This window comes from Lysinibacillus sp. RS11 (assembly GCF_042019215.1).
GTDB classification, from domain to species: domain Bacteria; phylum Bacillota; class Bacilli; order Bacillales_A; family Planococcaceae; genus Lysinibacillus; species Lysinibacillus xylanilyticus_A.
Genome location: NZ_CP168124.1, coordinates 1,766,622 through 1,793,438, shown reverse-complemented (window position 1 = coordinate 1,793,438; position 26,817 = coordinate 1,766,622). Strand labels below are relative to the sequence as shown.

Below are 26,817 nucleotides of genomic sequence, written 5' to 3'. Positions count from 1 at the left end.
AAATATTTCGCACTTTTTCATCGTCTAACTAAACAACATAGTATATCTCTTTAGATATGATGATTGCTGTCGCTTCGCTTTCGTCCAGAAAACATAAAAATGGGAAGAAAAAAAGGTGCCATCTATCGACCAATGAAAAATCGATATAGAACCTGTTTTGGATTCTAGAAGGCCCATTTGCGTTTCACCCTATTTTCTGTCCATGGATCATCAAAAATTGAAAACGAAATGGGCTTTGCATTGATGGTATTAAATCTCCACAAATACACTGACATTATTAACAGAGAAATAAGGTAAAGAAAATAAAACGACTTGGTCAAACAAGAAAAAAGAGAAATCGATACTGTTCGATTTCTCTTTTTCTTTCATATCAGCTAGTTATGTCCTAGCCTCGTTTATTCGTATGTCTTATTCTCCTAATATTTAAATTGACTAATTAGCTGTTTTAACTCATCTGCCATATGTGCTAGAGCTTGTGCTGAAGCATTAATTTCTTCCATCGAAGCTAATTGTTCCTCTGTAGACGCCGCTACGTCCTCTGAAGCAGCTGAATTTCCTTTCGCTGAGAATGCCAAATCCTCCGTAATAGCTGCTACCTCTTGTACACCCGCTGACATTTCTTCAGAGGCAGAGGATACCTCTTCCATTTGAGGAGTAATTTTATCCATGCTTGCCTTAATCACTTGGAATTTCGAGATCGCTTCATCAGATACATGTAGACCATTTTGAACATCCTCTGTTACTTTAGCCATGATGTTGACAGATTGTTCTGTTTCTATCTGGATGCCATGGATTAGTTCAAAAATTTGTTTAGCAGATTCCTGTGATTGCTCCGCCAACTTTCTTACTTCATCGGCTACAACTGCAAAGCCTTTTCCATGCTCCCCTGCTCTTGCCGCCTCAATCGCTGCATTCAGAGCCAGTAAGTTTGTTTGATCTGCAATGCTTGTAATGACATCTAAAATGGACGTAATTTGCTGTGAGCGTTCGTGTAATGTTTGAATTTTAATGTTTGAATCTGTTACTGATAAATGGATCGATTGCATTTGATTCTTTGTATCTTGTACTGCCTTTCCACCTTCATCCGCTTGTAACGTCGCGTGCTGCGAAAGATCCGTCACAGTAGAAGAGATTTCCGCTATATGAAGAATGGCCTTAGACAGTTCATGTAAAGATTCTGCATTCTTGTTGGCACTCATCGTTTGCGTGTCTGCACTCGTCGCAACATCTTGAATCGAAATCGCAACCTTCTCTGTGGCAATGCTCGTGTGATTGGCATTGGCTGTAAGCTCCTCTGCCGACGATGCTACCTCCTCAGCATTTTGTTCTATTTTTTGAATAAGCGTTCTTAAACTGTCTTGCATATCGTTAAAGGCTTCGCCAAGCTGTCCAATCTCATCTTTAGAGGTAATTGTCACTTTCTCTGTTAAATCACCTTTACTAATAGTAACAGCACTATCCTTTAGTGATTGAATCGGTTTTATGATACTCTTCATGACAAAGTAAATAACAATGGAACTTATGACAATCGCAGCAATTAGGACAAGCAACGTAGTATATAAAATCGGAGATGCTGATTTATCAATTTCCTCCGCAAAAATCGTTCCTGTAAGTTTCCAATTCGTCAATTCATTCGTTGCAAAGAACAGAATACGGTCATCACCGTCAAAGACATATTCATACGTGCCAGATTCACTTTCGTACATCTTATCGATGAAGTTGTCTTTTAATTCCGTACCTACTTCTAAAGTAGGATGTGAAATGACCATTCTATTTTTATCAAAAATAGAAGGATATCCATTTTTTCCGATACTAATTGAATCTGCGACTTTTTGAATATCTGTTAATTTAATATCAATAGCCACTACGCCAGATTGATCTTTTACTTGGCGAGCTATGGTAACGACCATATCTCCAGTTCCTGCATCAACATAAGGATTTGTTATTAAAGTTTCGCCCTTTAAAGCCGTAGCCTCTTTATACCAATCTCTTTCTAAAACATTGTAATCCGCGCTATTCGATTGTGGTTCTAAAATTACTTCTCCATCATTCGTTCCAATATAAACGCTTAAAACATTTGGATTCATCTCCATATATTCATGGAATTCTCTTAATATTGCAGCCTTCTTCTGTTCATACATAGAAGCATCTATTTCATCGCCAAGAACCTTAATGTCGTTTACTTTTTCACTTATGGTTTTATCGATAACCGTATTTAACATATTGACACTTTCATTTGCACTAAATAATATTTCTTCTTTTATCGAATCTTTTGCTGAAAGATACGCAATACTTCCAACAGTAATAACTGGAACTAACAAGATAAGAGCAAATAATGTGTAAAGCTTGCCCTTAAAACTTCCAAATAATTTTTTCATGCAACATTTCCCCTCTTGTCTACATTAATTCTTAAGATGTGTGTTTTTGTATAAATTTGTGTTTTCTTTTACTTGCACTATACTCGATGATAAAAACTCGAAAAGAATGCCGCTTCCCTACCCTTCTTTTATCGGACGAAATAGATAAATTCAAACCTATTTTTTCATTTTTTTGATCTTCGAATCATAATTTTTCTATTTTCGTTCTTCTGTCATGAAACTAAACATAGAACCCCTATGTATCATACTTTAGCCATGATGCAAAGGGGTTCTATTTATCTAAATCGTTTCCTATAAGTCAATCGCCATTTTTGCCAAATCTGTAGAGGCTCTGTATCAGACGCCACCAGTAACCTCAATGTATCAACTTTATTTTGCATAGAAGACAAATCAGCAAAAAATCGTAGCAACCCATGTGCTACGATTTTCTTATTATTGGTGATGTTTTTTTATCATTGACTCTGTAAAAGCCTGAGATTGTCCCCTTGCAATACTTAAAGTTTGCCACTCTGTGCCCTTTAGTTGCTTAGCAATATACACGATCTGTCCAACATGCAGTGAGTAATGGGACATTTGTCTTTCAATAGCATCTATCACGGAATGCTGTTCTCCCCTTATCGTTACAAACCCTTGTAAATCAGCTTCCGTTAATCCTTGTAAAGCATGTAAAAATACTTGCCAGCCCTGTTCCCATACTGTCATGATCTCTTCTTTTGTTTGCAGGCTATCAGTAAATTCATCATCACGATTTCTAGTTGCTTTTTCACCATCCGTCGTCAAAAAGTCTGTCCATCTCGATATCATATTTCCACTAACATGTTTTACAATAACGGCAATGCTATTGGATTCTTCATTAATAGCCCAGTGCAGTTGTTCATTATCCAATTGTGAGAGTGTTTGATCCCCTAACTCTTTCACACTTTTAAATCTTTTTTGAACAATTTCTAAATAAGTCTCCCCAATGTTCATACGTAAACGCCCCCTCATTTCATGAAATAAAAGTTCACTAGAATCATTATATCTATAAATAAGTTCAATAATTATATCTGTTTTCTTGACCTTCTGCTATATATCGTCTTCTTTATTTTCGAAGGGAAAGAAACGTTAAAATCTTTTTCTATTATTCACTGTATTACTCCTGAACGATTAAATATCAGAAAAAAAGACAACTAACACCAATATTAAGGAAAAATCAACTCCTCTATTATTTCCATTACAGCCTCTCATTTTTCGTTAATCCCATTTAATGGTAATCACTGTCCGTATCATATGTAATCATCTCATTCTGACCTTGATACCTCACGGACTAATCCTGCTGAAAGTATTCAGGATCTTCGATGATCTTCAATAAAAATTCTTCAAGAGAGTTTGCAATCTTCTTTTCGTTATCATAGACAGCATTTTGTTCTCCATCTGTTAATTCAATTAAAAAAGGTACTGATTCCCATCCAATAAAGAAGACTAATTTATTTTCTTCATCGTAGTTAGGGTAAGCATCAAAAAAACCTTGTCTTAATCGAAAATCTCTAATGTATGCTGGACTTAACACACAATTTTCGTCTAGTGCATCCTCGCCAATAAAAGACCCATAACCGATTTCCGTGAAAAAAAGCTTTAATTCTTTTGGAAAAACAATGCCTAGTTCATCTTCCACTTGTTCAACTTCACCACTTTTTATTGGGCCAAACTGAAAACGAGGATTATCTTTAATATATGAAAACTTCATTGAGCATTCCTACTTTTAAATAAATTATTATTATCTTCCCATTCATTTTCAGATTATTATTTCACCTGGTGTGTTGAAAGTCATTTTTCTATGTACATTGTGTAAAAAAAACACCTGCATCATGATCATAATTTTTATTTATAAACAAATATCCGATCGAGTCACTTAGGCTAAATAAATCATGAAATCCTTCAGGAAAATCACCGCCATAAATTTGTAGACAAAATTGATAATCATCCAAACCCAAGTTTTCTATTTGTAACAGAGATGGTATATTGCCAATCAATGAACCGCAGTAAATCTCTATTTCATCCAAATCTTCATCATCTACCGCTTCTAAATCTAAATTCAATTCCTCCCCAAAAACGAACTCTTGTGCTGGTATTAAGTAATCTGATTCATTTCGAATATTACCAGCTTCGTGTAATAAAACTTTTGTAAATCCATTTTTTATGTTTTTTAATTCTTCTTTATCTCCATGAAAAGTAATTAAATCTAAAAAATAATCATCTTTTTTATACGTAGTAAAAACGGATAGCACGTGTTCTTGTGGTAAGTTTAAATTCAGCGTTTTATTAAGAAAATTCGTTGGTAAACTTAGTACAAGTGTTAATTTATCGCCATTTGGATTTAATGGCCAATCAATATTTTCAGGCAAAAAGCTATATCCGCCAAGTCGAGGTTTAATAGATTCATTTTCAACATCTTTAAAAATAATTTCAACTGACATTTTTTCGACTCCATCCTTATATTCTACATTTTTTACTTTCGGATTCTTACCTAAGTTCTTTTGCACTATTTGCTGATGCTCCAGTAATGCTTCTAAGGTAATATCCATTTTCTTCCTTATAGCAATCGTTTTTGTGTAATGAGTTGAGCCTCTGATTATTGACCTTTATTCTCAGTGAATGATTGACTATGACCATGACCTCTCGTTAATCCAAACGGATCATGACATACTCATACAATATGTATTTTTGTCTGTGTTCCTCTTCATTTTTTCAATCGCATATACTGCACATTATCAGTATTTGAATATTCTATTCGCCCTAATCCTCCTCTCATCCCTATAATAAAATCTCCTTTATACACAACTAGTGAGTTCGGTACAAATGCACTAAATGGAAAGTGTTTGAATACAATATTTTTTTTATATGTTCCATCTTCATTAGATATTGTAAATAAATTTTCGCTAGATATTACATATAAGTTTTCATTGAATATATATAAAGCAATTGGACACTCTTTTAAATCAAGGCACTTTCCAAAAGAAATGCTAGTACCATCGTAAACTAATTTATACAAACTACCTTCATTCAGAAACATATGTTCTAACCCTTCTAGAAAATATAGATCCCCTTTATACTCAAATATTGATTTTACATTGCATTTTTTTAATAATATTTCAGTCGAGTCAGCATTAATTACTTTTAATTCTCCTCCCCATTCTCCATAATCTGTGCCAATTATTTTTAAATCAAGATATTCATATTGTATACTGTGCTTTTCATGATATCTGGAAATCACTAATTCTTCATTTTTTATTCCAACACAATACTGCTTTGAATTGTTTATTATTTGTAACCATTTACCGCTTCCTGCATTTGGAATTTCGGCAGCTATAAAATCATTCCATAATGGCATAGCGTTTTTAATACCTCCAATGACGCACAGTTGTTTTATAATAAGGGCTAGTCAAAAATTAATAAAAATTTTCCCCATAAACTTAGAGAGTGGATAATAATCTCACCAGCTAAATGATCTATCTATATTGTTTGCGGTACTCGCAATGAACCTTCTCCTAGAACGTTAAATACTAAATTTTATTTTATTAAGAATGAAATCTTTCAAGGTTTTTAAGTAAATAAAAATCCATTAGATTTGCATCATTATATCCAGTTTCCACCAAGACCTGTCGTAGTTGATGCAATAGCTTGAGCCACTCTTTTATAAATAATTCAATATTCATCGTGATACTTCGATAGTTATCACGACTATCCCAATTAATTTTAATATCACATTTTTCAATTTTACATATCCATGTCTCGAAAAATGCTTGACTTGGGAAAGTGACGACAAACCGTTCCTCTCTTTTTTTTATTGCCTCTAACATTTTAATAACATCGCTTATGCCATCAGCTATTTGTAATCCATAGTTAATTCTTAATGACATATCACACCAATTCATTGTAAAATATTGGCTATTAACATGCCTATTATCTAGTGCTTCGGATATCGTTGTATCTTCTGGATCACGTATTCCAATCCTAAAATTGGGGTTGATTATTATTTCAAATTCCACTTTACTCACCTCATGGTTCATCATTAAATTTTTTGAGTCTACGATAACTTTTCTATTTTAACGAATCTAGTAAGGTGCAATATTCTTTTCTTTTTGGATTATTTTCATCATTACAAAGACGTTCTAATAAATAAATCGTATATTCTTTAGGTTTACGTTGTAATGATTTTACTAATATATCCTCATAACCATTGTGATAAAACTTTTCTAAAAAACTACCCAATGGCCCTGGACCACCAAAATCAATATCAGGGCTTCTTTCAACTAATAAGAATATAGGCTCTACAAAATCAAATGCATTACCTAACTCTTCAATCTCATCGATTATTTCATATGCTGGGTCTATGAATAAATATTTATCTTTTTCCTGATCAGCTAGAGCTATTAATTTTTCTAATTCATAAATATAATCCTCAACTTCATTCACCATAAACTTCCACCTCGTAATTGGCCTTGTATTGTTTTTTATAAATCTTTTGCCTCTTACTTCCTTTATATCAAATAAGTATTTGGAACATGTTAAAATCTTTTTGGCTTAGCTCTTGTTTTTTAGGAGATTGTTTATAGTGTCTCTTTTATGAGAGTAATGCCTCTTCTCTGGATGAAAAGAAAATCCCGTGCAACCGTTTAAATTTATACTACTCTTCCCTGTATTCTTCTAGTATTTCAAGAAACTCGAATAGATTTTCAGCAATCTCAATGTGAGTATATGGCAAACCAGTTTCTTCATCCGGCTCATCAAAAAAACATGCACAAACTGTGGGTTCATTGAAATTAAAATCCAAATATAATATGTTACCTGATCCATCCTCTCCAAAAGGAAGATATAACCTATTTCCTAAAACATGCTGCTTAATCATAAAAAATACATTTTCCGAAATTGTACTTTCTGTTTCTTTTGCCAATAATGGATATAAAAAGCTGATATTAAATACTTCCTCATCCTCGTCATAGATAGTATTTTCTTCTGGTACCCCACCATTTGATAATTTATAAAATTCGATATAAGAATCTGGCAACTTTTTTTCTAGAGCTTTTTCTAACTTAACAAAATCATCCTCTAACACTGCTCGTTTATGATATCTATTAATGAATTTTATTTTTCTCATAATGTTCTCCTAATACTTACGCATTTAACATATGATTTGGGCTGTTGGTAATTTACAGCCACTTCCCTAACTTAAATCACGATAACGTTTGTCAGATAGTTATTATAGTCGGACGGGTTTATAGCTCAAAGCTTTATCAACCACTTCCTCAGGGAGTAAATTATCATAAAAAATGTAATTAACAGCTTCTGGATCAATTACGTTATCAAGAAATTCTTCTAATAACTGGTCATCCTCCGCCTCGGTCTTAATTTCAGCATTCATTATTCGAGTTACAAGCACGATAAGCTCTTCTCTATTCAATTTTCTCTCAGCCATTATTAACTCCTTTGTCATACTTATTTTCTACAATAATGATAAACAGGAGATAAAATCCCTTTATTTTACAAATCAATAAACTATCTATGTAAAAACTCCACCCACTACATGTAATGATGGTCGATGAGGTAGAATTTATCGAATTTTTCCGCTAAAAATTTAGTTAATTATTACTAAAATACAAAAAATAAATCATCATAATCCCTTTTAATTGTTCATTACCACTATCCTACTCTTTATTTACTGTTTTCATAATTCAAGAACACTACATTTAATTTTATAATAAATCAATTCCTCATTTATTATTTTTTCAATCTCTGTCCAGTCCCCACCTGCTAATCCTGAACCAATTTTGGGCATCTGTATCGATAATCTATTTTTCAATGAAAATCTTGCAACTTTTTTTAAACATAAACGAAGTGCATCATAATCAATATACTTTGTACTATCTTTGTAATTTTTCCTTACACCTTTTTGTGCAAGCATATTTGCAATAAAAGTATTTTTCTGTTGCCCAAGACATACAAACTGAACTTCTCCTAACCTAAATGCATCTTTGTCTTTAGACCATGTTAAATATTCCTTCTTTGCAACAGGGAATTGCTTTGATAGAGATAGAACAAAACCTTTTCCCCATAATCCTAATATGTTAACAACATGAATGATTAGTGTATTTTCTTCTAAGGGAAGAGAAGCATCACCTTTTAAGTAGTTTATTTGAGATTTGTTAACAGGATCTAATATAGCCTTCTTCCACTTACTTTCAAATTCTACTCTAGTAATAGGTACACTATCGCTTAAATCTAAACTATCAACATGTCCATCGTACAATAAAAATCCAATATTTTCGTTCCAATCTTTCAACGATGAAGAAATATACACATCATTATTGATTATGTTAATTTGCCTAGTTGCAATTCCATTTTCAAATTCTGTAAATAATTGTCCGTTATCTTTTGCAAAATCAACATTATTACATTTGTAGTATATTAAGCTACTCTCGGATTCTACATACTGTTTCACTGATATTTAGCCCCCTTTTAACTTTCAACAGATCTGATTTTCCTTTACAAGAATATTTTGTTCAAAATAATTGAAAAGGGGATGTTTTTGAAAGTCCTTTTTTAATCTTTTCAATTTCTTCAATGGCTTTTTGTTTCCAATGCTCCTTTAATCTAAAATGTTCATCATAATAATTTTTGTTATGAAGTTGAGAAATTAAATCCGCTAACTCAAACCACTCTAATATATTCATTGACATATTCAACATATTTTCAGGACTAAAATCCTCAAGATCATGATCATAAAAAAATATAGTTGGCGATGATTTAATATCATCAAGATCAATTATCCAAAAATCACCTCTACCAGTTTCGGCGAATATCCAATGGCTTTCTTTAAATTCACTAAAATCTTCGTGATACTCTTTATTATAGTTTCTTGCTTTTTCATAAGATAAAAAAACGTGATCTGCCTCAATTTTATTTTCGGCAAGTTTCTCATATAAGAATAAACAATCCTCCCTCGTAAACTCACTAATATTAGGAATTCTATTTCGATGTACCAAGCTATCAATAATTTCATCAAAGTTTCTTTTCTTTATTATGACAATCACTTCTTTCACAACTAAATTCTTATGATGCGATTAGATTTTCGTATTTCAATATAAAAGAAAAACATATAAAAAAATTGTCCCAAATGAGGATAATAATTAGTTATACCATATAATACCATTTGAATACAAAAAAACACATATAAAGAAAGACTTATGTCGTCTTCGTATATGTTACTGTTTTGTTCTAATCAAAAAGGTAGTATCATTCATTCCTTCGATTTTCAGGATCAACTACAAAATTATACTCATCGATACGCTTTGTAAAATCAAAGCTTGGTAGTTTTTCAGTAGCACTAAAATTAAAAATATAGCCAAACTCTATATTAGATTTCACATTTTCCCCACAGTAACCTGTTATTCTAACTGAGTAATTGTTCTTTGACATCTGCACACTGCTACAATTGTCGTAACTATTATCTTTTATACCTTCATAGTGTAAGTAATATTTTTTATCCCAATCAATTATAGCCGAGATATCCGAGATAATAAGATTTCCACTAGAAACGTGTAGAGGAAAAGGATTTGTAATAAAGATGTGATTTTCTTCAGGTATCAAAGCATTACCCTGTTCAGGATTAATTATTATTTGATAGTAATCATCAAGTTCAGGAATCTCGTAAATCGGAATAATGCAACCTTGAGAAATAACCTCCTGGTCTATTTTTTCATTGTTACTAAAGAATTTTAACAAATCGGTTTCAACAATGTTATTTTTCTCTAAGAAGTTATTTAAAGTTAAAGGATCGAACATTACTAACCCGGGAGCAAATAACATCAATTTTAATTTTTTTACTTCTTCCATAACTTACACCCCCCACAATTTTTAAACTCCTTATTTACTATTACGATCATTTTTGACATACAACTCATACAACTTTAGGCTGTTTTGCAGTCCCTTCTGGTGGCAATTTGACCTTTGAAAGATCTAGTCTTTTAGGAGGTCTCAAATTTAGTTTCTTATTTAACAATTATTATTATTAATGAAAATTGCATAAAATAGCTTTTTTTCTGTGTGTGGAGCGACAGTGTTTCAATTCAACAATGAGCCACAAATACCCTAATATCAAGACTTCCAGCTATTTTCGTTTCTCGTATTTAAAAAATCTAGTATCGGATGAAGCTGAGTAGTAAATACAAAAAAACATGTAAAACAGCTTCTTAATATGTGTATTAAATAACATTTTCTCTGTTGCTATTTGAACTTAAAGTTTTAAATAACGGAAATTAAAATCAATACCATCGCCATCCAGCAAATTTGCTTTATACTCTATTTCTTCCTTAGAACAATCAAAAGTAACTTCTGTGTACAATTTTTGGATATCAATCATTTCATTTAATAAATAGTCATTGAAATCTTTATATACTTTAGCTCTTTTAATGGGATCATGAGAAAACAAATATACCTGCCCAGTGTCCCTTTTAAAGCAAATAGGATCATTGCTAGGACTTTCAGAAAAAACAATATATTCATCTGTTTCTTCCTGTTTAAAATTTAATGATACAAACTCCCAAATAGAATTTGTCAATACTTCCCACTCATCAATTTTTTTAAGGTTGTACATGAAATCAGAACTTTCAATACCACCAAAATTTAAGAAATAGTCTTTTGTTTGAGACGGAATTATCCAATCTAGATATTGCTCTGTCTTTTGAAAAATTTTTTCACCTTCTAATGAAATCACTTCTACATCATGATCCTTAAGAAAGGATGACAGCTTTTCAATCCAATTGTCTTCCCCTATCTGTCTAATTGGTAATATTGGCTCTCTATTTATTTTCTCCGACATAATGTTCCACCTCCTCATTCGTTTCTTTCGCCTAAGTCGTCCGGATGATAAATTTTATGATATTTTGACTGATCTTTCTCCCTAATTCATAGATTTATTGCCGTTTTAAATTTAATTTTAATAAGGGAATAATACGAAACTGGTTACAACTCTATATATCAACTCTTCTAGGACAATTATTCATGAAAATCAATTTTTAAATCTATACTAGTAGATCAGTAACAAAGTTAAAAAACGGCAATAAACCATAATTCATGGATTTATTGCCGTTTCAAATCAAACTTCAAATCATTTGAAGAATATAAAGATTTGTTGCAAGTATTAAATATTTTAGAACTCTAAGACAAGTCATCTCACATGCTACCTCTACTGAAATGAATATATATTTATCTATTTGTACTGGCGTATAATCCTCTTGATACCAATATTTCGCCTGAGTGAAATTTTAATATTAAATTCAGTCCAATTCGGCCCGAGAAAATAAATCCTTGATGGTAGAATCATCTTCACATGTATTTTTAAATGAAATAGCAAACTTCTCTAATGCTTTTTTATCAGAAGAATATGCACAAAACATATCGGCTTCGGGATCAAAATTGACAATACTTTTTAATTCGGGCATTTTTTCTTCAAGAAAAACTATTGCCAAAGAATTCCAATCATAGCCATTCCCTTCAAATCCCTCATCCGATCGCGTATCAAAAAGCTCGTGCTTATAGTCACCAACATTTAAACACAAGGACGCAGAACCTCCATCATGATCCACCCAAAAAAACGGAGCTATTTTCTGTTTATCATCTATAATATTCATCTTAATCCTCCTGCAAAATAAAATTTTTTTACACATCGTAACGTCACGCTATCACTGAATACATGGTACATTCTCATAACACTTTAAATTACATGATTACCCAGTTCAATTTACAGCATGCTTTCTAGCTCTGCAGCTTCGTTACCCTCTGGTGCTGCACTAAACATTTTCATAATTTCATCCAATTTTTATTATATCTTACTTTTTAGATTCTTCACATATTTTTATCTATAAAATCTATTAATTTACAAGCATCCCCCTTAGCCTATTCCATATGAACCCACTCAATATCCCTGTTAGTTCAATGAAATCATTTGAAAAGGTTGTTGTATGTATAAACACCTTGTATTAATTTTTCTCATATAAAATGTAATATTACTTCTATCGCCGATTATACGTAATAACCTCCTGATTGCGGAAAATACTCCAATAACATTTCCTGTAGCGAGTTGTGTAGTAATTCTACTTCCCATGAATCATGCCAAAAAATAAATATCTTTCCTTCTTTATTCATTAAAACAGGATTCCCTGAACCATCATCTGAAATCACATAAGCCTCTTTCAATTCTTGTGAAATCATATCTTCTCCACCTTTTCTAAACCGATGAGTAAGCTCAACTACAGTGGCTTTTCCCAATGAACTTCCGTTTTTAAATGCATGTATAGCAAACCCTCCAAAAGCACCCCCAAATAATTTAATGAATTGAATATACTCTTCGTTAAATTTTACATTCAAAACTTGTTCAGCATTCAAAATGTCTTCGTCAGTCGCTGGTTCTCCTTTTAGCCCTTCAAACTCACTTTTGTTCAAAAAAAATTCAATTCTTCTAATAAGACTTGCATCCACAGACAACACCCTCCTAGAACACTTTCCATATTAAGTAAATCATTAACAAGGTTATAAAAAAAGCAATCAACCCTAAATAATGGATTTATTGCCGCATTTAAATTCAAATCAATTGTTATCTAATTCAACCTAACCGTCGAAGGTATCTCATTCTTTTAATTTTCACAAAAGTGACTTTAACGTATAAGGCGTTGTGCATCCGGCACTTTTTCATTTTGAATGACGAATTGCAATATCTCATCCTCATCAAGTTTATACCCTGGTTTATCCTTTGGCATTTCAGCCAGAGGTGTTTGAAGCAACGGATGCTCTAAATTAGGTGTGGCTAGTCCCTCTTTTTCTCTTATTAACTGAATACAATAATAATCGTAGGGTATACAGTCGAACGATAGAATTTCACTTGATTTATCTGGCGTGTCGCTTAAACTATAGATGTGAAAATCACATAGCTCATAAAGATGCTCTCCAAAATTATTTGTATCGTTCCAACTACGCATTAATTTTCGGTAGACATGATCTTCTGGTAAAATATTAAACAATTCAGGCATTTCGCCAGTTTTCCAATAATGATATAGGCATGTCATAAAAACATGATGAGTCTTATTCTCAGAATAAAAATCTCGATCTTTCATGAACATATTAGTTGCATATTTGTATGTTAGCTCAGCAATATCTTCATAACCCCATAATAAAGAAAGCCCAATCAGTCCTCCTATCTCCCTATCCGATACATTTCTTTCTCTTGGATTGCTTTTGATCATTTGATTCAACCAAAAAAGTTGCTGCTCTAATAATATCCATGCCGTTGGTTCCCCATTTAGTATTCTATTTTTTGCATTCATTTCAAGATGTACACCTATTAATAAACCTAAGCTCTCAGCTAAACAATTTCGTTCATTTTTTTGAATTAAGTCCTTCATTTCTTTCATTCGATCATCTAGTATTTCTTTCACTTCTTCATCTGAAATTACTCTTTTTTTGTACTCTTTCATCACTCGATTAAAGTACTTCCAATATTTATTAGTACGCATTCTTCCACTCCTTTCCGAGTCCATTCAGCAATGAGAAAATTGCTTTTTAAGATCTATTTTGACACCAGTAACCTTATCTTAAATCGTACGTTCCACACCCCAAACGAAAGTTAAATCAGAAACAACAATATTTCTCAGTTACTTTATAGAAAGAAATATCCGTTATTTAGAGATACAAAATTCTACTTTAACTAATAAACCTAACCTTTTAAACTTTTTGACCACCTAATATGGTAGTTGAACTGTTCTTCGATTTTTACGAACCTCAAACTATTGTCAAACTCAAATATGTCAACTACATCTTTTAATTTCGCTGGTTCTCCAAATTTTACTTTATATGCTAAACGTCCGGTACCCATCGATAGCTGCATTGTAGATGGATAAACATTTAACGCAGCCCCATTACACATAACCTGTATATGTTTATCCTCTAGATGTTGTCTCAGTCTTTGAAGTGCTAGGAAAAAGTTTTCATGTTTGAAACTTATTGTGTCACCTAATATTAATAGTTCTATTAAAACCATTTCTTCATCATCTGGAGATTCCTCATATAGTTTCAAAATACCATCAAATATTTTTCCTTCATTCATAGCAAGTTTTATAGTTTTACTTTCATAATTCAAAATATCACCTTCCCAATATTAGATTAGGAATAAATTCACTTGTAAGTGCCAATTTTCTTTTTTACATTACAGTCTACTTAAGTTTTGCCTGAATATGCTTGCAAATTTCTAAGAATGAAGGTGCTATAACGATTGCATCATCAGGGTCGTAACTTTCTTCGTAATCCATATATTTTATTTCCCCAGTTTGGATATCAATCCAAAAATCATTATCCGCATGATTATCAGCAAAAGGGATATGAAATAATACAAAGTTCTCGAAGTCCTCAGAATAATCTATCCTTCTATCTTTGGCTCTTTCAATAGACATTGTGTAATAAGAATCATCCTCATCTTCTATTAACTGAATATGAAAAAAACTCCCGATTTCAATCGAGAAATAATCCTTATTTGTTATTTCATAAAAGTTACCAGGGTAAATATATGCCCCTTTAGTAAATACCCCTCCATTATTAGCTAGGTAAAACTCTATAAAATCTTTTTTTCCTGGAAACTCATCCGATACAATGTCATTTATTTTGGAAACCGAAATTTTCTTCCAAGAATTCTCAAATAAAGTATCGCTATTCAGAAATTTATTAGTATTATCTTTAGAATTGATATTCATTTCAGCTTCACATCCTCCTTTTCCTTTATATTTAATTCTTTTTTTAGCTTCAGAGGGATTTAAAAACCTGTATCTTTTTTAATAATCAGTGCTGCCGATATGTAAGTGTTTATAATACAAAATTTATTGATGTAAATTCGTATCGAATTTTCCGATGTAAGTTAATTCGTTATAAAGTTTGTTTAGATCTGCTACAACTATTTCTGAATCTATATAAAAAAACATAGAATTAACATTTTCTAATCCCTTTTTTTCACAAATGTTCTGTATTTCCATCAGTGTATCCTGTGATACCGATAACTCTTCCAATAAAACACGAACATCTACAATATTATCTTCCTTATAAACGCCAATACAGTCTTCATCGTACCATTTTTCATTTATATCAAGGCAGAATCGACACACTTTATAAAGAGGATCATCCATATCCAGATCTGGATCGTCATAGTCTAATTCGAAGTACTTCTCAAAAGTTTCATCATCAACATTATTTATCCCTACCCAAACATGCACTTTAGACATATCCATTACTTTTTACAACTCACTTTCATATATTTTCTATAATACTGCCCTATTATTATTTTTCTTGCCTCTCGCTTAGTACTTGCTCCCTGTAAAGCATTGAAAGTTGCTTATGAAATTACTAGTTGCTTTCCTAGACTGACCCTACTCTTATGTTCTTCAACCTTCTTAGCTGTTAGAATGAAAGAACATTAAGTTAATCAGAAATAATTCCTTTCTTTTTCAAGAACAAGAACCAATCATCCTCTTCAAAATTCGGGATAGCTTTACAATATCCAGATCCAAAAACATAATTTTTTAAAAAGAAATCTAATTCTCCAAAACAATTCATCAGAGTATCATCTTCATCCGTGATGAATCTATAAACATTCCCATCAAACTTGTTCATTATCAATGGTTCATAAAGAATTTGGCCTATTGATAACCATGATTCTTTTTCATCTTGTATATTTGAGAGGACATATTGATTTCTTTCTAATTCACTATAACTCCATAAATCAATATCACCACAACGTGCTCCGTTTGTTAAATTTAATAAGTCGAAATATTTTCCCAACTTTAAAGAATTAACTTCATGATCTCCCTCGATACCATCATTTAATTTTCCAAAAACAATATTTGAAGGATCTTCTTTTAAACTTTCTTTTAAGCAATCAACCATTTTTTTAATATCCTCGTTCATTAACAATCAACCTCGCTAACCTGCTACTAAGTTTTTGATTTGCGGACTATTTGCTACGACCCGATATCCAACTTTGTTTGACTTTCTAAAAATCAGTTAGATTTGTATCCGGACTACCAAGTTGTGGAGTCTATTTCTAATTCTTCTTACTGTTATTCAATTGTTCTATAATATCTAGAAATAGATTGTGGGTATCTTCAACTAAATTTTCTTTATCAATAAATTTTCTCATTATATTAATTACTTCTTCTTTTAAATCATCTGGTACTTCATCAATTCTTTGTTTGATAACTAGACGAAATATACGCATAGAATCCTTTTTAGGCGGTATCTTTGGAATCGAAAGAATATATACCCATTTATTTTCATAATTATCGAATTGCGGTAAAAAGGCAACTCGTGAGGCTACGACAAATTTAATCCATTTATTTTTAGACCCAGCATGTCTCATTAAAAAGCTATACAAACTTTGAGTATTTACCTTGAACCTCTCAGAAATCATCACTAGCGTTCTAACAAACAATTCTAAAATTTTTTCATCCGTTTCATATTTGTATGCAATTTCTATTAATTTTTCCAATACAGCAGGATTAGAAAAAAAAGTTATACTATCAACACCGATTTCAGCACATGTTTCCTTATACACTTTTTTTACTAACGAAAGCGCATTTTCTGGTAATGCCTCTAAATCTTTAATTATCCTTAAAATTTCCACTTCATAATTTACTTTAGACATATCATTTCCCCATTTTTATTTACATTTACAATCATTTTCAATAGTGATCCATAAACATTTTTAATATCAAAATTACTTGCAGATTAGGTTTTTTGTGTCAAAAAATCCTCTCCCAACGAAGATGGAAAATAAATACAAAAATAGTTCCGTTATTAACTAAAAAACAAATGTAAAAAAAGGGCTTATTACTTCTTCTTTACATTTGTTTGAATAATCGAACGAAATATCCATATTTGCTCGATTTAAACTATTATTTTTTGTCTTAGAATGTTTGTCTAATAATACTTACACATGAAATTAATCCGACTCAGAAAATATTTTTGTAATCGATAGTTGACTGCCTGCAAGATTATTATCTTGGCAAAAAATTTCTGATAAGTGATCAGACAAATCGTATACCATGTTATAGTCCCTATCAATTACTATTTGACTTATACTATTTTGAATATAGCCTCTAACACTTATTTTTATTATCTTCGAGTCTTTATATTTATATAGTTCCTTAGCGAGCGTATACTCTTCTTCATTACCCTCTTCATCATTGTCTATTTCATGTTCGTAAGTTATATATTTTTGTGGATATCCTTCATTATTCAAAACTAAAATTGATATTTTATCGAGGCTTTTCATTTCAATTCCATCAGAATATCTAACTTCAATTAATGAATTTCCTTCTTTAAGAAGGAAATTTTCAGAATATATATACTCATCATTTGAATATAATTTAATGTTAACAATATCATTATCTAACTTACCATATGCTATAATTCGGTCCTTTTTTTAGGTTCTTTTTTCAATAACTTCCTTTTTTTATATCCTGAACTTTCAATTTCAAAAGGAGTAAAATTATAATAAAATCCTCCCTTCGACCATTCCCACTGTAATTCTTGAGTTTCATAATTAACTTTCAAATGGTTATACATTTTTTTATATAAATTAAACTGCTCCCTTAAGAAGGTTAATTCTTCTAATTGAATATCTTCAATGTTATTTTTTGCATTTGAATTTAACCCCATTTTTTCACTCCTTTCTTACCTTATATTATTCCTTCTATCTTCACACTTCCTGAGTTAAAACATCACCTACGATAAATCATGAAGAAGCCTGTATTAAAATTCTAGAAACGCATCATTTTCATAGTAAAAAATAAATGCACTTAGCAACTGGTCTAATGATGGTTTGCCCAACTGAGCCCTTACATTTTCTAATACATCTTCAATACTTGCACCATCTAATGTTTCTATCCAGCCATTTTCTCTAACCTGTTCTGGCAAATAAGCATCTGAATCAGGTGAAAAATCAGAACTATCTAGTGAGAATACTCCTTCTGTATCCAAACTCCATTCAGCTCGATTGGGTGGGAGATAAAACCACGTATCAGGATTTTTTTCTGGAAACAGCAAAACATCCCTAATACTAACTAAATTCATATTTATATTCATCCAAAACATCCTTTATTGAGTTTTTTAAATCCATCCTGTTGGGTAGATGAAGGTTTGATTGTACTTGTTCTGGTGCTCTATGTTATTTCTAGTTACAAGTTCTCAATTGCTTGGTCCCATCTAAAATCATCCAATCAAAACATTGTAATCCTTATGGAATTGACTATAAGAAATACTATTTCTTTATTTTAATATTTACGTTCTTCCTCTTCTTCATCTAGTAAGTAATTAAGAAAGTCAGAAAAATCCTCCCATACATCTGGCTTCGAAATAAAATCTTGCTTTTCTAATTTAGTGACTTCTACAGAATCAAGCCATATCATCGATGGTTTGTTTTCAGTATCCATAACAATAATACTTTCAGATTGTTCAGCAATAACAACAAATCTATTCGGTAAACCAACCGCCTCTCGGATTCTTAAAGTTTCACCTATAAAATTAGTCGGATCAGATAATAAAAAAGAATGAATATCTATCCCCCCAACATCTCCTCCACTGTAGAAACTAGATATTTCACGAAAGTCATTAGGTAGTTTTATTTGAAGTTCTTGTTCAATTCTATCCAAGTACTCTTTAGAAATACCATCAATATCGTATAAAGTTCTATATTTATTTCGCAAAATATTCACATCATGCATATTCTTTCTACCTCTTCTAGAAAGTATTTTTTATATTCCAATATTCTCGTGTATCGCCATCATATTTCGTGCTATTTATCGGATAAATAAGATGTGGTGTATTTCTTTCAAATTGACTATGTAATATATCTTCAACACACTTTCCATATTAAGTAATAGTTTCAAAAAAATAAAGGGCAATAAATCCTAACCAATGGATTTATTGCACCTTTTAAATCATTTAATCTAATTTTAACTCTTAATTATTTAAAAAATATAAGCATCAGACAAAATTTCTCTGTCCTTCTATACTATAAACCAGGCTAATAGTGCTTAAGATTATTTTTGCCAATATAATAAACCGTCTCTTGATTGTCGAGACGGTTCCCTTGTATCCATTATAAATTTTCATCAATGTATGTTTCTATATCTGAAGCAATTGTATCGATCGGTACATCTTCAGCATTCGCAGCATAGCCACTATACATTTTTACTAAAACGCCATCTTTATCAACTAAGAAAAATTGGTTTCCGTGTATCACTTGGTCGCTGTTCGGATCATCTTTTACCATTATTTTTGTTGATTTTACAGCAAACTGCTCAATATATTTTTGTGAATAGCCCGTAAGAAGATTCCATTTAGATTCATCAGGAACATTATATTTGCTTAAATAATCAGCTAATACTTCAGGCTTATCAACATCAGGGTCAATTGAAAACGCAACAATGTTATAATCTTCGACACCTTTTTTCTTTAGCTTTTCTTGAACTTGTGTCATATTAAAGGACATTGGTGGGCAAATTGAGTTACAATTCGTGAAAATATACATCCCAATCCAAGGTTTTCCTTTTAAACTCTCTAAAGAAACCTTTTCTCCGCGTTGATTGACATGTTCAAAATCTGGTAATTCCAAATTATAATCTGCTTTAAACTTTGTATTTCCACATGCACTGAGCACAGCTGTTAGTGCAAAAAGTAAAACAAGCCCAATTATTTTATTTCTCATTTTAAACACTCTCCCTACAACCTACATACACTACCCTCATCCTATCGCACGATATCAACGTTGACAAGGAACCTACGTGACATCTTTCGTACATCTTTGTGAAATCCATTTCACTTTAAGTAGACAAGTGCATCATGAATATCATCTAGTTTAACCACTACTCGGTGTAGTAAATAAAACGATACTAAGATAGGAAAGCTGACACAATTTCTGCCGCTGTTACTTTCGGTTTCGGTGCATCAATCGCTATGGTTGCTGTTTTCCCTGTTGCTGTTTCAAATTGCAGCTAAAAAGCGTGTGTCATAGCTTTTTCCTCCTTTAGGATAAATCTGTTGTTTCTTGTTTTACAATACTATCTAGTGTGTGTGAGGAAAGACTTACAATTCCAGAAGCTACTGCTACTAATTCCTCTGCTGCAAACCCATGAGAATTATAGTGTACAGAAAACAACAAAAGACCGCCCATATAGGTGGTCTTTCTTCTATTATATTTATCTTCCCTTAGACAAAAAAATAGCCCATCAGGGAGTGATCTTTTTTATCCAAAGAGCAACTCTACATTATACAACTACTATATTAGAAATTACTCAACTAATTCTACAGTAAGTGTAGTAATCGTAAGTGGTGCTGTATCTTGAACTGTACCATTATAACCAACTTTTACCTTATTACCAACCTGAAATGTTTATATTAATTATTCCATAAACTGGACTACCTTCAGTTTTAGTTACATAAACAAAAGCTTCCCGATCATTTATCATTTCTTCAATCACCCCTATAAAAGTTGCTTCAACTTTCCTATTTGAGTTACATGTAATTAATAAACCGCAACATAGTAGAAATGTAATTATCAAACTAATTTTCTTATTCAAAATATAGCCCCCTTTAAATCTACTTCAAACACTATCACCTACTTCTTTCAGATTAATATTAACTTAAATTAACATTTATTGGTACATTGATTTCTTTTCTATTCCAGCCAATTAAATGACTCCATAATTACAAATTTTAAGACCACCCATAAAATGCTTTTCTCTTTTAAATTCCAGTCTCGGATACGAGGTGTAAGTCGAAAGGCTTGATGTAGTCCCACACTTGACTAACAAATGTTAAACTGCTGAACCTAGCAAAGCATAGATACCGACCTTGTAAATAGATTTATCATTTTTTAATTCCATATATTTTCTCCTCCTAAAATAAAAAAACTCCGTCTCGATAAAGAAACGAAGTTCGATTCGCAGTACCACTCTAATTGATTAATTCTACATTAATCCACTTAGACTATAACGGTAGCTGCCGTTCATACTTACTTAAGTTCAGTATACATACTCCTGGACGAGTTAGGGAATTTATTGACTGTTTTGCACCAACCAACAGCTCTCTAAACAATAATTGTTCCTTACTACTCCTAATCAAAGTTTACAATATTTGGTTTAATTTTAATTTATTCTCTCTTTTTTGTAAATAATAAAGTCCCCAAAGCGTCGTTTGGAAAGCTTTCTTTGTAGAGTCACCAAAGTCTCATTAGGGAACATAACAATCATTAGCAGCCAAAATACCCCCTCATTCAATTGAATGGGGGGTATTCCCTACTTGCGTTTGGGAACGGATGTATACATTATAAATCCTTGTTGCACTAAAGCACCACTTTAGTTAATTAATAATATATTTTTTCACTAAATAATAGTAACGAAAAAATTATGAAATGCGTGCAACAACACAACCGACCATAATGAACCAGTCTTTTTATAGACAAAACCAAAAAGTAAACCTATTGCAAAAACATATATATGGGTCCCATCTATAAAGAAATCATAGAATCCAGCATTGTAAATCCAAATTGGGTAGTGAATGACCAAAAATAGTAAAGCAGTTACAATATTTGCTTTCCAAAAAGCCATTTTTTTATTGATTTCTTGTAAAATTAATCCCCTGAAAACAATTTCTTCGGCTAGCCCTGCCATAAGAAAACCATTAAGGTAATCATCAATGGATAATGAAAATTGAAATGATTGCTGATTAATGATATATGTTTCAAAAGCAAAATATAAGCCAACTAACAGTGAAAGAACTACTCCCCAAAATAAACCTTTTTTAACATTAACGTTCACTCTTAAGTAGTCAAATGGGTTAGTATGTAAATAATATTTTATGTATAACCAAGTTGGAACAATCCATACGAACCCCTTAACCAACGCCTCTAATAATGGGGAGATTATTTCACCGAACGAATAAATGTAGTCAATTAACCATAATTCTTTAATTGTCCATACCAAATAAAATATGAGTAGAAACCCTATCATTGTTTTTACATCATTATTTTTCACTTTACTTTCAACACTTAATTGCGATTCCATTTCTACCTCCATTAATGAGTTATTCCCTATTTTTGAATATTTACCAAGCTTGCATTTAGGAACGTTATAATTAAAGAACTATATTATTACTCAACAACAGGTAATGAAGGAATGATTCTTTCTCCATCTCTATAAATCAATTTCCTTATTTTGTATAAATGGTAAAACCTAAACTTAGGCATCTCGTTTACGGTAAAATACAATAGCTACTGTAATAAAGATCAGTGTCCATAACATTGAAACACCTGTCCCTTGCATTGGTGTAAGGAAATTTATTTCATCAGAGGAAGGCGGCATATACATATAATATCCTGCCGTATCCGGAAAATAATTTTTAATACTGGGTAAAAAATCTCTCAATAATGGACTGACAATGAAATAATGACCAAGCAGTACCACTAAAGCAGGAGTGGTTCGTCTGAGTAGAACACCTATAGCTGCACTGAGAAGGGTGGTTAATGTTAGATAGCCGGTTGCACCTACTAAAGTTTTTATCATAGCGTCTAATTCAATCACTAATGCTGTGTCTCTCATCATAATAAAAGCATATAGTACACCTGATGCAGCAATAATAAACGCCATAGGAATAGTTACAATTGCCAAAGCTAAATGCTTCGTGGATAGTTGAAACCCTCGCCAAGGGATCGTAGTTAAAGTAGTTCGAATCTGTCCATCCGTATACTCTGAACAAGTAGCTAAGATACCTAGAATAATGAACCCTGCTTGAAGATATCCCATAGAAGCAAGTCCTATTTTCAGTATACTTTGCGTTCCTGCTGCCCCTTGTAGACCAGCAGAAGTAAAAGCTGCTGCTAAAGCTAAATTTAGAATGAATGTCCCCATAAGAGTGAGCCATACCAATGGTAATGTAACTAATTTTTCCAGTTCAGCACCAAGGATTAGTGTTATCTTTCTACTAGAAAAGACACTCATGATGTAACGTCCCTCCTATGGAATACAATGGCTGCGACAATGAAAAGAACAGCTACCCAAGCAAACATGATTAAACCACCTGTGAATGGGGTGTGAAAACTGTCGCTCGTAAACATAAACATATCAAAGCCAGCCTTATCTGGTAAGTAAAACGCTAATTTTGTAACCTTAGTAAGGAGGTAAGAGACAGTCACAACAGATGAATTTATCATGAGCACAGCAAGCGGGATAATGCCATTCTTAGTTAGAACCGTAATCCCAAATGCTAAAAGAGCAGTAAATATCCAGTAACAAACCGCGCCGATCAGTCTAGATGCTTCAAATGCAGGGGCGTATTCACCAAGAATAAGATTTGTTGCTGACACAGTTGTTAGAATAGCAACAACGGAAAGCAGTATGCTGATCACTGTCACTGCACTTGCTTTTGCCAGCAAAAAGTGGAAACGGGATGAAACAACGGTTAAACTCGTTGTAATCTGATTCCCTCCACCAGATTCACTGCTCTCTGTCAAATACTCACTGCTGACAGCAAGCACACCAAGAATAATGACACCTTGCACACCAAGACCTAAACCAATATAGCCAACTTCCGATAGACGTGTGCTAACTCCAGCTATAATTTTCTCTTTTTGTGCTGTACTGTCCAAGGCAGCAATGACCGCTGGGGCAAATGCTCCAATAAGAAAGGCAAGCCAAATACCCGGCAGGGAGAACAATTTAGATAGTTCCGCGTTAAATGCTCTCATACAACATCACCTGCATTTTCAGATGTCAGGGCAAAAAAGGCTTCCTCCAGCGTGGAATGATTACCTATTACTTCTTTCAATGTTCCATTTGCAACGATTTTTCCATGATTAATAATCACCACATCATCAACAGTCTCTTCAAGCTCTACCATTAGATGACTGGATAGTAACACCGTGTTTCCAGACTCAGCGCGTTCACGTAAAAATGTCCGAATCCAACGAATTCCTTCTGGGTCGAGCCCGTTTACAGGTTCATCTAAAACCAATATTTTTGGATCACCAATTAGTGCAGCTGCCATTCCAAGTCTTCTCCCCATACCCAAGGAATAATTTCCAATTCTTTTACCAGCTACATTCGTAAGACCTACTATTTCCAGAACTTCCTCGACACGTGAGCGAGATAATCCTGAGGCACGAGCAATCCAACGCAAATGTGCTCGTCCTGTTCGCATACGATGAGCTCCAAATCCATCAAGTGCGGCACCCACTGTTGCTAGAGGATTATGTAATTCTGCGAATGGCTTTCCATTAATTAGTGCACTCCCTGAGGTGGCACGATCTAATCCAAGCAGGATGCGAAGTGTAGAACTTTTACCTGCGCCATTCGGACCTAAAAAACCAGTTACTCTACCTGGTCTAGCTTTAAAACTGATACCTGATAAGATTTCTTGAGTTCCGCGATGTTTGACTAAGTTATTAATCGTAAGCAACCACAACACTCCCTTTCTGTTATGGTTCTAATTATAAAAAAGCAAAGTTAAATCTCGGTTATCTTGCTGTTTACTTCTGGGTTAACTTTAGGTTAAGCTCTACCAATCGCTACTCTTGTACCATTTTTATTTGATGTAAAGTTAGCTTTCAGCTTCATTTTTTTCAACATATAATTTGAAGCCGTTAAACCAATCCCCGCCCCACCCTCATAGGAAAAGTTATCCATACCTGGACCTCTGTCTGCAACAATGATCAGTTCTTTTTCTACATCAACCACAATGTTTGTATATTTTCCCTCTGCTGCATGGCGAAGAATATTCTGAAATAAATTATCCAGAACTCGTGTCATCCATTTAGGATCTGCTTCCCAATAAAAAGTCTTCTCTGTCGGTAAATCAACATCTAACTGAATTTCTTTTTCTTCAAATGCAGGATACCACTCAGCGACAGATGCTCTTACTAATCGTACAATATCTGTTGAAGTGGGATGAAAAGGATGTTTCCCTGATGTAAGCAATGTATAGGAAAGTAAATCATCCATTAGATCTCCGACTCTTGTAATCGTATGGTTCATTTCTGCTAATGAGTCTTGCCCTTCAAAACTCATTGATCCTTTATTTAATCTGGTGATATGTCCGCTCAAAATGGTAAGTGGCGTTCGTAAGTCGTGAGATAAATTCGCAATGAGTCGATGGCGTAATAATTCCTCTTCATATTCTCGCTTGCGACTGTCTTCAAGCTGCTGAATCATCCAATTAAAAGAACTTCCTAACTGGTCTATTTCATCCATACGATCCGTTTGAACAGATATTGGTTTGGGAAATGAATTATTATTAGCTGAAAATGACATGACTTCCTGTAAGCGGGTGAGACGTTTACGAAGTCTCAAGAAGAACAGCCAAGATATTACAACAAATGCGACAATAATAAAACCAAACAAAAGTACGGTAAAGTAAAACAGATTTAACATATTCATTTCTTTTTCATTGCTAACAGGAACGAACGCAGTGAAGAAAATAAGCACAAGAAGAGGAAAAAAGATAAATAGAAAATGCACTTTTAGAAAACGACGAAATAATGATCGATTCTGTTTCATAGTTTCACCCGATAACCTATTCCCTTCAACGTTTCAATAATTTCTGGGGAATCTGGATGACGTTCCAACTTTTGACGCAATCGATGGATATGCACCATTATTGTTTTATCACCAGTTATGTAAGTTTCGTTCCATATCGCTTCATAAATTTGCTCTTTTGGTAACACTTGATTAGGGTGGCGTAAGAAATACATTAAAATTTGATGTTGCTTCCCTGTCAATATAATTTCTTCTCCTGTGTACTTGTCATATACCATTTGGACTTCTGGATCTACTTCAATATGATTTCCTAATGCAATTCGTTCGGAATGTATACCACCACTTCGACGGATTAATACTTCTAATCTTGCAACTAATTCATCCGTATGGAATGGTTTCGTTAAATAGTCATCAGCAAATTGTAAACCATCTACCTTATCATCTATTGATGTTCTAGCAGATAACAGCAATATTGGAACAGCAGGAGCTGCCTTTTTTAAACGTTTTCCCACAGTAAATCCGTCTAAACCGGGTAACATGATATCTAAGATAACTATTTCATGCTGATTTACTTCTTTTTCAGCTCCTTCGCCAGAAAGCAGCCACTGAACTGAAAATCCTCGCTGTTCCAATTCTCCTTTTACCCAACTGCCTATTTTCTCATTATCTTCAATATATAACACGCTTCTTTTCAAGTAACATCCCCCTCTCTAAATTTCAAATTTATCTTGCATCATTTACAGTAACAATTGGATGCCTTTGTGTGCGCAAGGTATCACGTTGTGTAGGAAAATTGACTTCAAGCCATTCTCTGTCATTTTTATATAAGTAAGTGA

General features: G+C 32.8%; 35 protein-coding genes, 2 pseudogenes and 1 other annotated feature. All 37 genes and pseudogenes read right to left on the bottom strand.

Annotated features, from left to right (window positions below):
* Positions 1–416: 416 nt before the first annotated feature.
* The gene (locus AB9L17_RS08935; RefSeq protein WP_375200776.1) at positions 417–1,364 is read right to left on the bottom strand and encodes a methyl-accepting chemotaxis protein; all 948 of its coding nucleotides are present in this window, start codon (positions 1,362–1,364) and stop codon (positions 417–419) included.
* Positions 1,356–2,378: pseudogene (locus AB9L17_RS08930) on the bottom strand (HAMP domain-containing protein); the annotation flags it as partial. The gene AB9L17_RS08935 and the pseudogene AB9L17_RS08930, both read right to left, overlap by 9 nt.
* A gap of 432 nt (positions 2,379–2,810) precedes the next feature.
* On the bottom strand, positions 2,811–3,347 hold the full coding sequence (locus AB9L17_RS08925; protein ID WP_068985681.1) for a DUF1572 family protein: 537 nt from the start codon (positions 3,345–3,347) through the stop codon (positions 2,811–2,813).
* Positions 3,348–3,684: 337 nt separating this feature from the next.
* A complete protein-coding gene (locus AB9L17_RS08920) occupies positions 3,685–4,104 on the bottom strand; it encodes an SMI1/KNR4 family protein (protein WP_068985682.1) in 420 nt (139 codons plus the stop codon).
* Between the two features lie 88 nt (positions 4,105–4,192).
* Positions 4,193–4,942 (bottom strand): DUF1963 domain-containing protein, encoded by a 750-nt coding sequence (locus AB9L17_RS08915; protein ID WP_375200428.1) that lies wholly within the window; start codon positions 4,940–4,942, stop codon positions 4,193–4,195.
* Positions 4,943–5,097: 155 nt separating this feature from the next.
* Positions 5,098–5,748 (bottom strand): hypothetical protein, encoded by a 651-nt coding sequence (locus tag AB9L17_RS08910; protein WP_223554971.1) that lies wholly within the window; start codon positions 5,746–5,748, stop codon positions 5,098–5,100.
* Between the two features lie 187 nt (positions 5,749–5,935).
* Positions 5,936–6,406, bottom strand: a complete 471-nt coding sequence (locus tag AB9L17_RS08905; RefSeq protein ID WP_223554973.1) for a hypothetical protein — start codon at positions 6,404–6,406, stop codon at positions 5,936–5,938.
* 52 nt (positions 6,407–6,458) lie between these two features.
* Positions 6,459–6,836 carry a hypothetical protein gene (locus AB9L17_RS08900; protein ID WP_375200427.1) on the bottom strand — a complete coding sequence of 126 codons (378 nt, stop codon included), beginning with the start codon at positions 6,834–6,836 and terminating at the stop codon, positions 6,459–6,461.
* A 208-nt stretch (positions 6,837–7,044) separates the two neighbouring features.
* Positions 7,045–7,515 (bottom strand): SMI1/KNR4 family protein, encoded by a 471-nt coding sequence (locus AB9L17_RS08895; RefSeq protein ID WP_375200426.1) that lies wholly within the window; start codon positions 7,513–7,515, stop codon positions 7,045–7,047.
* 102 nt (positions 7,516–7,617) lie between these two features.
* Positions 7,618–7,833, bottom strand: a complete 216-nt coding sequence (locus AB9L17_RS08890) for a hypothetical protein (protein WP_375200425.1) — start codon at positions 7,831–7,833, stop codon at positions 7,618–7,620.
* 249 nt (positions 7,834–8,082) lie between these two features.
* A complete protein-coding gene (locus AB9L17_RS08885) occupies positions 8,083–8,856 on the bottom strand; it encodes a macro domain-containing protein (protein ID WP_375200424.1) in 774 nt (257 codons plus the stop codon).
* A gap of 61 nt (positions 8,857–8,917) precedes the next feature.
* On the bottom strand, positions 8,918–9,457 hold the full coding sequence (locus AB9L17_RS08880; RefSeq protein ID WP_375200423.1) for a hypothetical protein: 540 nt from the start codon (positions 9,455–9,457) through the stop codon (positions 8,918–8,920).
* 193 nt (positions 9,458–9,650) lie between these two features.
* Positions 9,651–10,250 (bottom strand): hypothetical protein, encoded by a 600-nt coding sequence (locus AB9L17_RS08875; protein WP_375200422.1) that lies wholly within the window; start codon positions 10,248–10,250, stop codon positions 9,651–9,653.
* Positions 10,251–10,650: 400 nt separating this feature from the next.
* Positions 10,651–11,235: an SMI1/KNR4 family protein gene (locus AB9L17_RS08870; RefSeq protein WP_223554985.1), complete on the bottom strand. Its 585-nt coding sequence runs from the start codon at positions 11,233–11,235 to the stop codon at positions 10,651–10,653.
* Positions 11,236–11,692: 457 nt separating this feature from the next.
* Positions 11,693–12,046: an immunity 51 family protein gene (locus AB9L17_RS08865; protein ID WP_068985689.1), complete on the bottom strand. Its 354-nt coding sequence runs from the start codon at positions 12,044–12,046 to the stop codon at positions 11,693–11,695.
* Between the two features lie 391 nt (positions 12,047–12,437).
* On the bottom strand, positions 12,438–12,893 hold the full coding sequence (locus tag AB9L17_RS08860) for an SMI1/KNR4 family protein (protein ID WP_223554986.1): 456 nt from the start codon (positions 12,891–12,893) through the stop codon (positions 12,438–12,440).
* A gap of 176 nt (positions 12,894–13,069) precedes the next feature.
* Entirely contained in the window at positions 13,070–13,924 is an 855-nt protein-coding gene (locus tag AB9L17_RS08855) for a hypothetical protein (RefSeq protein WP_375200421.1), read from the bottom strand.
* Between the two features lie 200 nt (positions 13,925–14,124).
* Positions 14,125–14,547 carry a hypothetical protein gene (locus AB9L17_RS08850; protein WP_375200420.1) on the bottom strand — a complete coding sequence of 141 codons (423 nt, stop codon included), beginning with the start codon at positions 14,545–14,547 and terminating at the stop codon, positions 14,125–14,127.
* Positions 14,548–14,620: 73 nt separating this feature from the next.
* Positions 14,621–15,154 (bottom strand): SMI1/KNR4 family protein, encoded by a 534-nt coding sequence (locus AB9L17_RS08845; protein WP_375200419.1) that lies wholly within the window; start codon positions 15,152–15,154, stop codon positions 14,621–14,623.
* 123 nt (positions 15,155–15,277) lie between these two features.
* Positions 15,278–15,682, bottom strand: a complete 405-nt coding sequence (locus AB9L17_RS08840) for an immunity 22 family protein (RefSeq protein WP_223557107.1) — start codon at positions 15,680–15,682, stop codon at positions 15,278–15,280.
* A 190-nt stretch (positions 15,683–15,872) separates the two neighbouring features.
* On the bottom strand, positions 15,873–16,358 hold the full coding sequence (locus tag AB9L17_RS08835) for a hypothetical protein (RefSeq protein WP_375200418.1): 486 nt from the start codon (positions 16,356–16,358) through the stop codon (positions 15,873–15,875).
* Positions 16,359–16,494: 136 nt separating this feature from the next.
* Complete coding sequence (locus AB9L17_RS08830) at positions 16,495–17,094, bottom strand: hypothetical protein (protein WP_375200417.1); 600 nt, start codon at positions 17,092–17,094, stop codon at positions 16,495–16,497.
* A 297-nt stretch (positions 17,095–17,391) separates the two neighbouring features.
* Complete coding sequence (locus tag AB9L17_RS08825) at positions 17,392–17,724, bottom strand: hypothetical protein (protein ID WP_375200416.1); 333 nt, start codon at positions 17,722–17,724, stop codon at positions 17,392–17,394.
* A 131-nt stretch (positions 17,725–17,855) separates the two neighbouring features.
* On the bottom strand, positions 17,856–18,110 hold the full coding sequence (locus tag AB9L17_RS08820; RefSeq protein ID WP_375200415.1) for a hypothetical protein: 255 nt from the start codon (positions 18,108–18,110) through the stop codon (positions 17,856–17,858).
* Positions 18,111–18,203: 93 nt separating this feature from the next.
* Entirely contained in the window at positions 18,204–18,536 is a 333-nt protein-coding gene (locus AB9L17_RS08815; RefSeq protein WP_375200414.1) for a DUF7716 domain-containing protein, read from the bottom strand.
* Between the two features lie 188 nt (positions 18,537–18,724).
* A complete protein-coding gene (locus AB9L17_RS08810; RefSeq protein ID WP_068985693.1) occupies positions 18,725–19,174 on the bottom strand; it encodes an SMI1/KNR4 family protein in 450 nt (149 codons plus the stop codon).
* A gap of 377 nt (positions 19,175–19,551) precedes the next feature.
* Positions 19,552–20,160, bottom strand: coding sequence for an SCO family protein (locus AB9L17_RS08805; RefSeq protein WP_068985694.1), 609 nt, complete (start codon positions 20,158–20,160; stop codon positions 19,552–19,554).
* Between the two features lie 110 nt (positions 20,161–20,270).
* Positions 20,271–20,363: pseudogene (locus tag AB9L17_RS08800) on the bottom strand (YvrJ family protein); the annotation flags it as partial.
* Positions 20,345–20,404: a hypothetical protein gene (locus AB9L17_RS08795; RefSeq protein WP_375200775.1), complete on the bottom strand. Its 60-nt coding sequence runs from the start codon at positions 20,402–20,404 to the stop codon at positions 20,345–20,347. The pseudogene AB9L17_RS08800 and the gene AB9L17_RS08795, both read right to left, overlap by 19 nt.
* A 74-nt stretch (positions 20,405–20,478) precedes the next feature.
* Entirely contained in the window at positions 20,479–20,610 is a 132-nt protein-coding gene (locus AB9L17_RS08790; RefSeq protein WP_302621805.1) for a hypothetical protein, read from the bottom strand.
* A gap of 217 nt (positions 20,611–20,827) precedes the next feature.
* The gene (locus AB9L17_RS08785; protein ID WP_375200413.1) at positions 20,828–21,031 is read right to left on the bottom strand and encodes a hypothetical protein; all 204 of its coding nucleotides are present in this window, start codon (positions 21,029–21,031) and stop codon (positions 20,828–20,830) included.
* A 344-nt stretch (positions 21,032–21,375) separates the two neighbouring features.
* Positions 21,376–21,584: a binding site (T-box leader), on the bottom strand.
* Between the two features lie 251 nt (positions 21,585–21,835).
* Positions 21,836–22,516 (bottom strand): CPBP family intramembrane glutamic endopeptidase, encoded by a 681-nt coding sequence (locus tag AB9L17_RS08780; protein ID WP_375200412.1) that lies wholly within the window; start codon positions 22,514–22,516, stop codon positions 21,836–21,838.
* 174 nt (positions 22,517–22,690) lie between these two features.
* Positions 22,691–23,449, bottom strand: coding sequence for an ABC transporter permease (locus AB9L17_RS08775; protein ID WP_374967270.1), 759 nt, complete (start codon positions 23,447–23,449; stop codon positions 22,691–22,693).
* Positions 23,446–24,195 carry an ABC transporter permease gene (locus AB9L17_RS08770; RefSeq protein WP_375200411.1) on the bottom strand — a complete coding sequence of 250 codons (750 nt, stop codon included), beginning with the start codon at positions 24,193–24,195 and terminating at the stop codon, positions 23,446–23,448. Before AB9L17_RS08770 ends, AB9L17_RS08775 begins: the two co-directional genes overlap by 4 nt.
* On the bottom strand, positions 24,192–24,905 hold the full coding sequence (locus AB9L17_RS08765) for an ABC transporter ATP-binding protein (RefSeq protein ID WP_375200410.1): 714 nt from the start codon (positions 24,903–24,905) through the stop codon (positions 24,192–24,194). Before AB9L17_RS08765 ends, AB9L17_RS08770 begins: the two co-directional genes overlap by 4 nt.
* A 92-nt stretch (positions 24,906–24,997) precedes the next feature.
* Positions 24,998–26,002, bottom strand: coding sequence for a sensor histidine kinase (locus AB9L17_RS08760; protein WP_375200409.1), 1,005 nt, complete (start codon positions 26,000–26,002; stop codon positions 24,998–25,000).
* Positions 25,999–26,676: a response regulator transcription factor gene (locus tag AB9L17_RS08755; RefSeq protein WP_374967274.1), complete on the bottom strand. Its 678-nt coding sequence runs from the start codon at positions 26,674–26,676 to the stop codon at positions 25,999–26,001. The genes AB9L17_RS08760 and AB9L17_RS08755 overlap by 4 nt, the downstream gene beginning before the upstream one ends.
* Between the last annotated feature and the right edge of the window lie 141 nt (positions 26,677–26,817).

What these genes read in the sequence shown, in the direction of transcription:
- AB9L17_RS08935 (WP_375200776.1), bottom strand. Translation starts at nt 1,364, where the DNA reads ATGCAAGACAGTTTAAGAACGCTTATTCAAAAAATAGAACAAAATGCT.
- AB9L17_RS08925 (WP_068985681.1), bottom strand. Translation starts at nt 3,347, where the DNA reads ATGAACATTGGGGAGACTTATTTAGAAATTGTTCAAAAAAGATTTAAA.
- AB9L17_RS08920 (WP_068985682.1), bottom strand. Translation starts at nt 4,104, where the DNA reads ATGAAGTTTTCATATATTAAAGATAATCCTCGTTTTCAGTTTGGCCCA.
- AB9L17_RS08915 (WP_375200428.1), bottom strand. Translation starts at nt 4,942, where the DNA reads ATGGATATTACCTTAGAAGCATTACTGGAGCATCAGCAAATAGTGCAA.
- AB9L17_RS08910 (WP_223554971.1), bottom strand. Translation starts at nt 5,748, where the DNA reads ATGCCATTATGGAATGATTTTATAGCTGCCGAAATTCCAAATGCAGGA.
- AB9L17_RS08900 (WP_375200427.1), bottom strand. Translation starts at nt 6,836, where the DNA reads ATGGTGAATGAAGTTGAGGATTATATTTATGAATTAGAAAAATTAATA.
- AB9L17_RS08895 (WP_375200426.1), bottom strand. Translation starts at nt 7,515, where the DNA reads ATGAGAAAAATAAAATTCATTAATAGATATCATAAACGAGCAGTGTTA.
- AB9L17_RS08890 (WP_375200425.1), bottom strand. Translation starts at nt 7,833, where the DNA reads ATGGCTGAGAGAAAATTGAATAGAGAAGAGCTTATCGTGCTTGTAACT.
- AB9L17_RS08875 (WP_375200422.1), bottom strand. Translation starts at nt 10,250, where the DNA reads ATGGAAGAAGTAAAAAAATTAAAATTGATGTTATTTGCTCCCGGGTTA.
- AB9L17_RS08870 (WP_223554985.1), bottom strand. Translation starts at nt 11,235, where the DNA reads ATGTCGGAGAAAATAAATAGAGAGCCAATATTACCAATTAGACAGATA.
- AB9L17_RS08865 (WP_068985689.1), bottom strand. Translation starts at nt 12,046, where the DNA reads ATGAATATTATAGATGATAAACAGAAAATAGCTCCGTTTTTTTGGGTG.
- AB9L17_RS08855 (WP_375200421.1), bottom strand. Translation starts at nt 13,924, where the DNA reads ATGCGTACTAATAAATATTGGAAGTACTTTAATCGAGTGATGAAAGAG.
- AB9L17_RS08845 (WP_375200419.1), bottom strand. Translation starts at nt 15,154, where the DNA reads ATGAATATCAATTCTAAAGATAATACTAATAAATTTCTGAATAGCGAT.
- AB9L17_RS08840 (WP_223557107.1), bottom strand. Translation starts at nt 15,682, where the DNA reads ATGGATATGTCTAAAGTGCATGTTTGGGTAGGGATAAATAATGTTGAT.
- AB9L17_RS08835 (WP_375200418.1), bottom strand. Translation starts at nt 16,358, where the DNA reads ATGAACGAGGATATTAAAAAAATGGTTGATTGCTTAAAAGAAAGTTTA.
- AB9L17_RS08830 (WP_375200417.1), bottom strand. Translation starts at nt 17,094, where the DNA reads ATGTCTAAAGTAAATTATGAAGTGGAAATTTTAAGGATAATTAAAGAT.
- AB9L17_RS08825 (WP_375200416.1), bottom strand. Translation starts at nt 17,724, where the DNA reads ATGAAAAGCCTCGATAAAATATCAATTTTAGTTTTGAATAATGAAGGA.
- AB9L17_RS08820 (WP_375200415.1), bottom strand. Translation starts at nt 18,110, where the DNA reads ATGGGGTTAAATTCAAATGCAAAAAATAACATTGAAGATATTCAATTA.
- AB9L17_RS08815 (WP_375200414.1), bottom strand. Translation starts at nt 18,536, where the DNA reads ATGAATATAAATATGAATTTAGTTAGTATTAGGGATGTTTTGCTGTTT.
- AB9L17_RS08810 (WP_068985693.1), bottom strand. Translation starts at nt 19,174, where the DNA reads ATGCATGATGTGAATATTTTGCGAAATAAATATAGAACTTTATACGAT.
- AB9L17_RS08805 (WP_068985694.1), bottom strand. Translation starts at nt 20,160, where the DNA reads ATGAGAAATAAAATAATTGGGCTTGTTTTACTTTTTGCACTAACAGCT.
- AB9L17_RS08780 (WP_375200412.1), bottom strand. Translation starts at nt 22,516, where the DNA reads ATGGAATCGCAATTAAGTGTTGAAAGTAAAGTGAAAAATAATGATGTA.
- AB9L17_RS08775 (WP_374967270.1), bottom strand. Translation starts at nt 23,449, where the DNA reads ATGAGTGTCTTTTCTAGTAGAAAGATAACACTAATCCTTGGTGCTGAA.
- AB9L17_RS08770 (WP_375200411.1), bottom strand. Translation starts at nt 24,195, where the DNA reads ATGAGAGCATTTAACGCGGAACTATCTAAATTGTTCTCCCTGCCGGGT.
- AB9L17_RS08760 (WP_375200409.1), bottom strand. Translation starts at nt 26,002, where the DNA reads ATGAAACAGAATCGATCATTATTTCGTCGTTTTCTAAAAGTGCATTTT.